We start from the raw sequence: 6,541 nt of genomic DNA, 5'->3' as shown, positions 1-6,541 counted from the left end.
CGTAGGGGCGCGGGGCTGTGTCGATGTGCGGCTCCGCCGCGTGGGCGCGACCAGCCCCCCCCCCCCCCCCCCCCCCCCCCCCCCCCCCCCCCCAAACCCCCCCCCCCCCCCCCCCCCCCCCCCCCGCGACCAGCCCCCACTCACCCGCACCCGCCCGACAACCCGCCGCTCCACCCCCTGCCGCGCTACCCCAGCCTCCCCCGCGTATCCGGCCCCCCGAACGCCACCACCGGCCCCCCGTCGGCCTCCTCACCCAGCTGCACACCCCCGAGCACCGCCCCCGCCACCCCGCTCCCCTGAGCGGCGGCGCCCTCCCCGGCGAACGGGTTCCCGTGTGCCCGTACATCCCGCTCCGCCAGGTCCCGCGCCTTCCGGGCCAGCCGGTCCGCGTCCGCCGCCCCCGCGCCCCGCGCAGCGGCCAGCAGGGCCCGTGCCTCCGTGCCCACCGCCGCCCGGTGCGTGCCCACGAAGTCGTCGGCGGAGCCGGTCGTACTGCGCGCCACCAGTTCCGCCCCCGCCGCGATCACCCCGGACCGCCCGCCCCCGGTCCCCTCCACGCCCCGTACGACCCGGCGCAGGGCGTCCAGCGGGTCGTACGGCCCGCCCGTCAGCTCGTCCCGTACGGCGGCCAGCACCCCGTCCGCGTGGGCCAGCCGCGGCGGGAAGCCCGTCGCCCGCACGGCCGCCAGTTCCGCCTCCGCGCCGGTGAGGGCGGCCGGCAACAGCGCCGCCGCCGTGCGCAGTTCCTCCGTGAGCCGTGCCACCCCGCCCAGCAGCACCCCGGCCTGCGCCACGGCACCCTCGGCGGCGCGCAGCCCCCGCCGGAATCCGTCACCGTCGCCCGAATCGTCGTCCTGGCGGGCCCGGTTGAGCCGGGAGGTCGCGAACACCAGCCGGTCCTTGGCCTGTTCGACGTATCCGACGACGGAGGCGACCGCGGACGCCCCGTACCGCCGCTCCGCCTCCGCGAGCGCCCGCTCCACCCCGCCCGTCCGCCCCGCCAGCTCCCGGAACCGGCCCTCGGCCACCGCCAGCGCGTCCCCCGCGCCCCACTCGGCGTCGAACCCCTCCGCCTCCCCGTCCAGTTGCCGCCCCGCCTCGGCACACCGCCCGACCACCCCCACCAGCGCCTGCCGACGGCCGGCGGGATCCTCCGGGGTCCCCTCCTCGTACCGCCGCCATATCGCGAACGCGGCCGACAGCTCGGTCTCGGCCGCCCGCAGGGCCCGCAGGACCGGATCGGCCGCGGTCACGTACCCGAGCGCCTCCCGGCTGGTGCGGACGCAGTCGTCGGCGAGGACCAGGGACGCGCGGGCCTGGCGTTCGACGTCGACGGGGGACGGCGCCGGCGGGGCGGGGGAGACGAGCCCCGGTGTGGTCCGGGAGCGGGACCGGCGTATCCGCCGTACGTAGCCGTAGCCGCCGAGCGCCCCGGCCGCCGCCACGGCGACGAGGGGCAGCACGTAGTCGGTGGCGGAGGCCCCGTCCGCCTCGGCCGTGACGACCGTCCCGCCGCGGGCCGCGGGAACCGGATCTTGAGTGGTGCTCGTCATCACCGGCAACACCAGCCAGACCACCCCGGCCGCCCCGCCCAGCACCGCGTGCCCCACCCGCACACCTATGTGCCCGGTGGCATGCCTCGGCCGACCCCGGAACAAGGATGACGTCACATTTCGGAGCGTATGGGCAGCAAGTCCGGTTCGCGACCCGGGCGAGGGCAGGCGGGGGACGACGAGAGCAGGGGGACCGAACATGGAACGGAGCACGGAGAAGGAGAACAGCCCGGAGAGCAGCCCGGAGAACAGCCCCGCACCCACCACCGAAGAGACGAAGCCGGACGTACGGCCGGGCAAGCCGACGAAACCCTGGGTCCGGCGGGTTCGGCGCGTCGCGCTCGTCGCCGTGCTGCTCCTCCTCGTCCCCCTGCTCACCGCCGAAACCGCCCTCCGTGTCAACTTCACCGGCGACCCGAAGGCCGGCACCCGTACCCGGGACAAGGACGCCCTCTGGCTCGGTCACGCCTGGGTCGACGGCCGCAGGACCGACGCCGACGTCACCGCCCTCGCCGCCCGCCTTGCGGACACCGGCATTCGCGACCTCTACGTCCATGCCGGACCACTGGAACACAACGGCACGCTGCCCAAATCGGCCTATCTCAAGGCCCGTTGGCTGATAACAGCCGTGCATCGAAAACTCCCCGGCGTCCGGGTGCAGGCCTGGCTCGGGGACGAGATCGCGCCCGAGAAGCCCGACGCCATGCATCTGGAGAAGAGAGAGACCCGCGCCGCCGTGGTCGCGTCCGCCCGGCAGGTCGTCGCGGAAGGGTTCGACGGGGTCCACTTCGACCTGGAGCCCCTGCACTCCGGCGACCGGAACTACCTCGCCCTCCTCGACGCCCTGCGCCCCGCGACCCCGCTGCTGTCCGTGGCCGCACACCAGATCGACCCGCTCCCGGCCTTTCACTCCTTCTGGGGTACCGTCACCGGCCATCCCAAGTGGTGGTCGCAGGAGTATTTCGGGCAAGTCGCCCGCCGGGTGGACCAGATCGCGGTGATGTCGTACGACACGATGCAGCCGCTGGAGAGCCTCTACGGCGGGTACGTCGCCCAGCAGACCAGCCTGGCGATCGAGGTCACCCCGGCCGGGACCGACCTGCTGATGGGGCTGCCCTTCTTCCACGAGAACCGGTTCGGGCACCGGGCGGGCGCGGAGACCGTGCCGGCGGCCGTGCGCGGGGTTCGGCTGGGACTGTCACGGACGGACCCGGATCGCGCTAACTTCGGCGTCGCGCTGTACGTCGACTTCGCCGCCACCGAGGATGACTGGACCTCTTATCGGAAGGACTGGGTTCGTACGTCATGACAACCGCTCGTGCCCACCTCACCCGTGACGACCTCGCGCCGCTCGCCCGCGAGGCCCTCGGCCGTGCCCCCGCCGCCGTCACCCGGCTGCGCGGCGGCTCCAAGAAAGGCGTCTACCGGCTCGCCCTGGACAACGGAAGGAGCGCGATCGCGTACGTCTGGTCGCCGGAGGAGGACTACTGGGGCCCCGCCGACGCCGACATCCGCGACCCCTTCGCGCACGCCTCCGGCCTCGGGCTCTTCCTGTCCGCCCACGACCTGCTGACCGAGCTCGGCGTCCGCACCCCGCGGCTGCTCTTCGCCGACGAGGACGCCGAGCACCTGCCCGCCTACGCGGCGGTCGTCGAGGACGTCCGGGGCGGCAGCCTGGAGATGCTGCTGCGCAGCGACCCCGGCGCGGCCCGGGTGCCGCTGGCCCGGCTGGCGGGCACGCTCGGCGTGCTCCGGGAGTGCGTCTCGGCCGGGTACGGCAAGGCCGCCCTGGTCGAGGAGGGCAGCAAGCCGATCGGCAACTCCTGCGAGCAGGTCGTCGCGGACCGCGCGGTCCACGACATCGCGGAGGTGGCCGCACGCGACCCCCGGGTGCGCGCGGTCCGCGACGCGCTGGCCGAGCGGGTGCACCAGCTCTACGACCGGATCGAGCCGCGCGAGCACGCCTCCCTCGTGCACGGCGAACTCGGCCCGGACCACGTCCTGGTGACCGAGGACGGCGATCCCGCGCTCATCGACATCGAGGGCCTGATGTACTTCGACGCCGAATGGGAGCACGTCTTCCTCCAGCTCCGCTTCGGGCCCGCCTACGACCTGCTGCGCACCGCCGACCTCGACGAGGACCGGATGGAGCTGTACCGGCTCGCGATGCACCTGAACCTCGTCGCCGGGCCGCTGCGGCTGCTCGACGGCGACTTCCCGGAGCGCGAACCGATGCAGGAGATCGCCGAATCCAACCTCCGGCGGGTGCTCAGCCTTCTGTCGGGCGCCTCCTGATCTTCGAGCCGAGCCACACCAGCGGGTCGTACTTGCGGTCCACGGCCCGCTCCTTCAGGGGGATCAGCGCGTTGTCGGTGATGTGGATGCCCTCCGGGCACACCTCCGTGCAGCACTTGGTGATGTTGCAGTAGCCGAGGCCGTGTTCGTCCTGGGCCGTGCGCTTGCGGTCCAGGCCGGAGGCGTCCGCCGCGTCCAGCGGGTGCATGTCCAGCTCGGCGACCCGCATGAGGAAACGCGGCCCGGCGAAGGCCGGCTTGTTCTCCTCGTGGTCACGTACGACGTGACAGGTGTCCTGGCACAGGAAGCACTCGATGCACTTGCGGAACTCCTGCGAGCGGTCCACGTCCTCCTGGAACATCCGGTACTCGCCGGGGGCGACCCCGGCGGGCGGCACGAAGGACGGGACCTCCCTGGCCTTCTGGTAGTTGAAGCCGACGTCCGTGACCAGGTCGCGGATGACCGGGAAGGCGCGCAGCGGGGTGACCGTGAGGGTCTCGTCCGGCTCGAAGACGGACATCCGGGTCATGCACATCAGGCGCGGGCGGCCGTTGATCTCCGCCGAGCACGAACCGCACTTGCCCGCCTTGCAGTTCCAGCGGACGGCCAGGTCGGCGGCCTGGGTGGCCTGGATGCGGTGGATGATGTCGAGGACCACCTCGCCCTCGTTCACCTCGACCTTGAAGTCCTCCAGGCCGCCGCCCTCGACGTCGCCCCGCCACACCCGGAAGTGGGCCGTGTAGCCGCTCATTCGTACAGCTCCTCTTCGGCGAGGTACTTGACCAGCTCCTCCTTCTCGAAGAGGGCGAGCAGGTCGGCTCGGATGGGGTCGGTGGTCTCACGGGTCAGGTCGATCTGGCCGCGCTCCGGGTCGGTGGCGGCGAGCCCGCCGGTGGGGTCCGCGAGCCGGCAGAGCAGGTTGACGGGGCGCCAGCGGCGGTCCATCGTCGGGTGGTCCTCGCGGGTGTGCCCGCCGCGCGACTCGGTGCGCTCAAGGGCCGCACGCGCCACGCACTCGCTCACCAGCAGCATGTTCCTGAGGTCCAGGGCGAGGTGCCAGCCGGGGTTGAACTGGCGGTGCCCCTCCACCCCGGCCCGGCGCGCCCGCACCCGCAGCTCGGCGAGCCGCTCCAGGGCCTGCTCCATCTCGCCCTCCCGGCGGATGATGCCGACCAGGTCGTTCATGGACTGCTGGAGCGCCTGGTGGAGGGTGTACGGGTTCTCCGGCGGCCCGGAGTCCGGTGCCTCGCTCTCCGCCGAGAACGGCCGCAGGGCCTCGGCGGCGGCCGCGTCGATCTGCTCGTCGTCCACGGCGGGCCGCTCGTCGAGGTCCGCCGCGTGGTCGGCCGCGTGCCAGCCCGCCCGGCGCCCGAACACCAGCAGGTCGGAGAGCGAGTTGCCGCCGAGCCGGTTGGAGCCGTGCATGCCGCCGGCCACCTCACCGGCCGCGAACAGCCCCGGTACGCCCCGGGCGGCGGCGGTGTCGGAGTCCACCGCGACCCCGCCCATCACGTAGTGGCAGGTCGGCCCGACCTCCATCGCCTCCGCCGTGATGTCGACGTCCGCCAGCTCCTTGAACTGGTGGTACATGGACGGCAGCCGGCGCCGGATCACCTCGGCGGGCATCCGCGTCGACACGTCCAGGAAGACCCCGCCATGGGGCGATCCCCGGCCCGCCTTCACCTCGGAGTTGATCGCGCGGGCCACCTCGTCGCGGGGGAGCAGCTCGGGGGGACGCCGGTTGTGGTCCGGGTCCTCGTACCAGCGGTCGCCCTCCTCCTCGGACTCGGCGTACTTCTCCTTGAAGACGTCCGGGACGTAGTCGAACATGAACCGCTTGCCCTCGGAGTTGCGCAGCACCCCGCCGTCGCCGCGCACCGACTCGGTGACCAGGATGCCCTTCACCGACGGCGGCCAGACCATGCCGGTCGGGTGGAACTGCACGAACTCCATGTTGAGCAGCGGCGCCCCGGCCAGCAGGGCGAGCGCGTGCCCGTCCCCGGTGTACTCCCAGGAGTTCGACGTCACCTTGAAGGACTTGCCGATGCCCCCGGTCGCGATCACCACGGAGGGCGCTTCGAGGACGAAGAAACGGCCGGTCTCCCGCTCGTACGCGAAGACCCCCGACACCCGGGTGCCGTCCTTGAGGATCCGGGTGACCGTGCACTCCTGGAAGACCTTCAGCCGCGACTCGTAGTCACCGGTCTCCTTCTTGTCCTCCTGCTGGAGGGAGACGATCTTCTGCTGGAGGGTCCGGATCAGTTCGAGGCCCGTACGGTCGCCGACGTGGGCGAGGCGCGGGTACTCGTGGCCGCCGAAGTTGCGCTGGGAGATCTTCCCGTCCTTCGTGCGGTCGAAGAGGGCGCCCCAGGTCTCCAGCTCCCAGACCCGGTCCGGGGCCTCCTTGGCGTGCAGCTCGGCCATCCGCCACTGGTTGAGGAACTTGCCGCCGCGCAGGGTGTCACGGAAGTGCACCTGCCAGTTGTCGTGCTCGTTGACGTTGGCCATGGCCGCCGCGATACCGCCCTCGGCCATCACCGTGTGCGCCTTGCCGAACAGCGACTTGCAGATCACCGCCGTACGCGCGCCCCGCTCGCGCGCCTCGATCGCGGCGCGCAGTCCGGCCCCGCCGGCGCCGACGACCACGACGTCCCACTGCTGCCGCTCCAGCGCTGTCATCAGAAGCCCCAGTC

5 protein-coding genes are annotated in these 6,541 nt (G+C 72.9%); 2 read left to right on the top strand and 3 right to left on the bottom strand.

Annotated features, from left to right (window positions below; genetic code table 11):
• Positions 1-185: 185 nt before the first annotated feature.
• A complete protein-coding gene (locus ACGFZS_RS11680) occupies positions 186-1,670 on the bottom strand; it encodes a hypothetical protein (protein WP_393794938.1) in 1,485 nt (494 codons plus the stop codon).
• Positions 1,671-1,752: 82 nt separating this feature from the next.
• On the opposite strand from ACGFZS_RS11680, the gene ACGFZS_RS11675 reads away from it, so the two are divergent.
• On the top strand, positions 1,753-2,862 hold the full coding sequence (locus ACGFZS_RS11675) for a hypothetical protein (RefSeq protein ID WP_393794937.1): 1,110 nt from the start codon (positions 1,753-1,755) through the stop codon (positions 2,860-2,862).
• Positions 2,859-3,848, top strand: a complete 990-nt coding sequence (locus ACGFZS_RS11670; RefSeq protein ID WP_393794936.1) for a phosphotransferase family protein — start codon at positions 2,859-2,861, stop codon at positions 3,846-3,848. The genes ACGFZS_RS11675 and ACGFZS_RS11670 overlap by 4 nt, the downstream gene beginning before the upstream one ends.
• Here ACGFZS_RS11670 and ACGFZS_RS11665 read toward each other — a convergent pair.
• Both ACGFZS_RS11665 and ACGFZS_RS11660 read right to left on the bottom strand, forming a co-directional pair.
• On the bottom strand, positions 3,823-4,599 hold the full coding sequence (locus ACGFZS_RS11665; RefSeq protein ID WP_393794935.1) for a succinate dehydrogenase/fumarate reductase iron-sulfur subunit: 777 nt from the start codon (positions 4,597-4,599) through the stop codon (positions 3,823-3,825). The two genes, ACGFZS_RS11670 and ACGFZS_RS11665, sit on opposite strands and share 26 nt — an antisense overlap.
• On the bottom strand, positions 4,596-6,527 hold the full coding sequence (locus ACGFZS_RS11660) for a fumarate reductase/succinate dehydrogenase flavoprotein subunit (RefSeq protein ID WP_393794934.1): 1,932 nt from the start codon (positions 6,525-6,527) through the stop codon (positions 4,596-4,598). Before ACGFZS_RS11660 ends, ACGFZS_RS11665 begins: the two co-directional genes overlap by 4 nt.
• Between the last annotated feature and the right edge of the window lie 14 nt (positions 6,528-6,541).

Source organism: Streptomyces sp. NPDC048288 (assembly GCF_043201555.1).
Lineage (GTDB): Bacteria > Actinomycetota > Actinomycetes > Streptomycetales > Streptomycetaceae > Streptomyces.
This window is presented reverse-complemented; position numbering and strand designations above follow the sequence as displayed.

Bases quoted from the DNA above. Each gene is read 5' to 3' on its own strand.
- ACGFZS_RS11675 (WP_393794937.1), top strand. From the start codon at position 1,753: ATGGAACGGAGCACGGAGAAGGAGAACAGCCCGGAGAGCAGCCCGGAG.
- ACGFZS_RS11670 (WP_393794936.1), top strand. From the start codon at position 2,859: ATGACAACCGCTCGTGCCCACCTCACCCGTGACGACCTCGCGCCGCTC.
- ACGFZS_RS11665 (WP_393794935.1), bottom strand. From the start codon at position 4,599: ATGAGCGGCTACACGGCCCACTTCCGGGTGTGGCGGGGCGACGTCGAG.
- ACGFZS_RS11660 (WP_393794934.1), bottom strand. From the start codon at position 6,527: ATGACAGCGCTGGAGCGGCAGCAGTGGGACGTCGTGGTCGTCGGCGCC.